The sequence below is a fragment of the Flavobacterium sp. ARAG 55.4 genome, from assembly GCF_051846875.1.
Classification (GTDB): domain Bacteria; phylum Bacteroidota; class Bacteroidia; order Flavobacteriales; family Flavobacteriaceae; genus Flavobacterium; species Flavobacterium plantiphilum.
Genome location: NZ_JBPYCT010000035.1, coordinates 1 through 2,036 on the forward strand (window position 1 = coordinate 1; position 2,036 = coordinate 2,036).

The following is a 2,036-nucleotide window of genomic DNA, read 5'->3' on the forward strand; positions in this document are numbered from 1 at the left end:
TTGCTATAAATAGTTTTATTTTTCTCATTTGGTGTGAAATTTTAATTTTCTACAAAAATAGAAAGTTGACTAGTGTTTTTCTTTGGAAAAATGCGACATTTTAAAGGTCGGAGGATAAATATAACAATTGCTTGGATTGGGTAATTATTTTTTCGGAGTAAAAATGATCAAAATAATTAAACGGATTTTCTATATTTTATCAAGGTTAAATGATTTATATTTTTCCAATTCACGGTGTCTTTAGTCAATTCCTTTTGAGAGGATCTTTATAGAAATTTGTAAAAAGTTGCAGGTTTAAGGCACATACCTTAAACGTACATCAGTGTCAATAAAGCTGTCTATTAAAGAAGTTATTGCAACAACAACGTAAGTTTCCCAAACTCCATTAAAGTCGAGCCGTTGTCAATCAAGCAAGTATCTCACAGATTTATTACTATACCAGCACAACCATCTGGAAAAACCTATGCCCATTGTCTTTCTAGATTGTGCCCTCTCAGTTCCTAATAGAAATGAATAAAAGGTTCTAATTCTTTGTATGGTTTTACTTTATTGTACTTCATTGGTTTCTACAGTGTCGTTCGTTATATTGTTAGCCTTAGCCACAGATTTTTACTATTCAGTTTTCAGATGTTGCTTGAAGTATACAAAATGGTATTCAACGGATTTCGCCCAATATTCAGTATTGTGTTCTCCGGGTTGAATTGAAAATCTTATCGGTAATTTTTTAGACAAAGCCAATTCCTTAATTTGTATGGTGTTTGAGAGTAAAGGGTCATCTAAACCACAATCAATAAAAAAACCTTTATTAAATTCCTTTTGGTTTTTTAACAAAGATGAAATGCTAAACTTTTGCCAATCATTTTCTTTCGGGTTTCCCAATGTCATTTCCATATCGTTTGTCATTCTTTCACTTTCAAAGAATTTTAAGCTGACTTTTTTTAAGTTTTCGTAATCAAATTCAAGAGCTCCACTTGTAGAAGCAGCAGTATTGAAAAATTCAGAATGCTTTATGAATAAACTCAAAGCTCCATAGCCTCCCATGCTCAAACCAGTTATAAAAATATTCTTTTTGTTAATATTATATTTTTCCTCAATGTTAGGAACAAGTTCTTGGAAAAAGAAATCTTCGTATTGAAAGGTTTTTAAATTTGGACTATTCAAATAATAGTTGACGAAACCTTCTGGACAGACTAAAATCATTTGATAATCCGTTGCTAATTTTTCCAAATCGGTTGTTTTACTCCATTGTTCATAATTTTCACTATAACCGTGAAGCATAAAAACCAAAGGATAGCTTTTTGAAGATTGATAGTTTGTTGGTTTTTGTACAGAAACAGAAACTGTTCTTTCCAATTTATCTGATTTTATGCTAAAAACTTTTTGAGCAAAAAGCGATTGTGTCAAAACCATAGATATTGTAATTAAAACGATATTTTTCATTTTTTATATTTTTGTCAAAGATCTTAAAAGACTATTTTTGAAACAATAACTAACAAAATTGTTAGTCTATATACTATTGATTATGAGAAAAAAACAATCGACAAATTATGTCAACGAACAGTTCCTATTTCAAGTTTGTGAGTTAAATTCGGCAATTGCAATGATAAATGGTCGTTGGAAATCACAGATTGTTTATTCCATTTCTCAAGGCAACAATCGATTTCATTTGATACAGCAAGAGTTGCCCAATATTTCGGAAACTGTTTTGGCAAGACAATTAAAGGAATTGGAAACACACGCCATATTAATTAAAAAAGAAATTCCAAATACAGTACCTGTTGGAATAGAATATGTTTTGACCAATAAAGGCTTGGATTTAGTTCCTATTTTAGAAAGTCTTTGTGATTGGGGGAAATTGTACGCAGATGGCAAAAGGATTTCTGCTCACTCTATTTCTTAAGTTTCTTTTTAGACCTACGTTTTTTTTAACTTATGGCTAACATTCTAGTATATGGAAAATCTAAACTGGTTGCTATAAATAGTTTTATTTTTCTCATTTGGTGTGAAATTTTAATTTTCTACAAAAATAGAAAGTT

General features: G+C 30.2%; 2 protein-coding genes. One reads left to right on the forward strand and one right to left on the reverse strand.

All coding sequences use genetic code 11. The features are described from left to right. Window positions 1-612: 612 nt before the first annotated feature. On the reverse strand, window positions 613-1,440 hold the full coding sequence (locus ACSV4D_RS18055; RefSeq protein WP_439229384.1) for an alpha/beta hydrolase: 828 nt from the start codon (window positions 1,438-1,440) through the stop codon (window positions 613-615). A gap of 82 nt (window positions 1,441-1,522) precedes the next feature. Between ACSV4D_RS18055 and ACSV4D_RS18060 the strand changes: the two genes are divergently transcribed. Continuing rightward, on the forward strand, window positions 1,523-1,900 hold the full coding sequence (locus tag ACSV4D_RS18060) for a winged helix-turn-helix transcriptional regulator (protein ID WP_054724508.1): 378 nt from the start codon (window positions 1,523-1,525) through the stop codon (window positions 1,898-1,900). Window positions 1,901-2,036 lie beyond the last annotated feature (136 nt).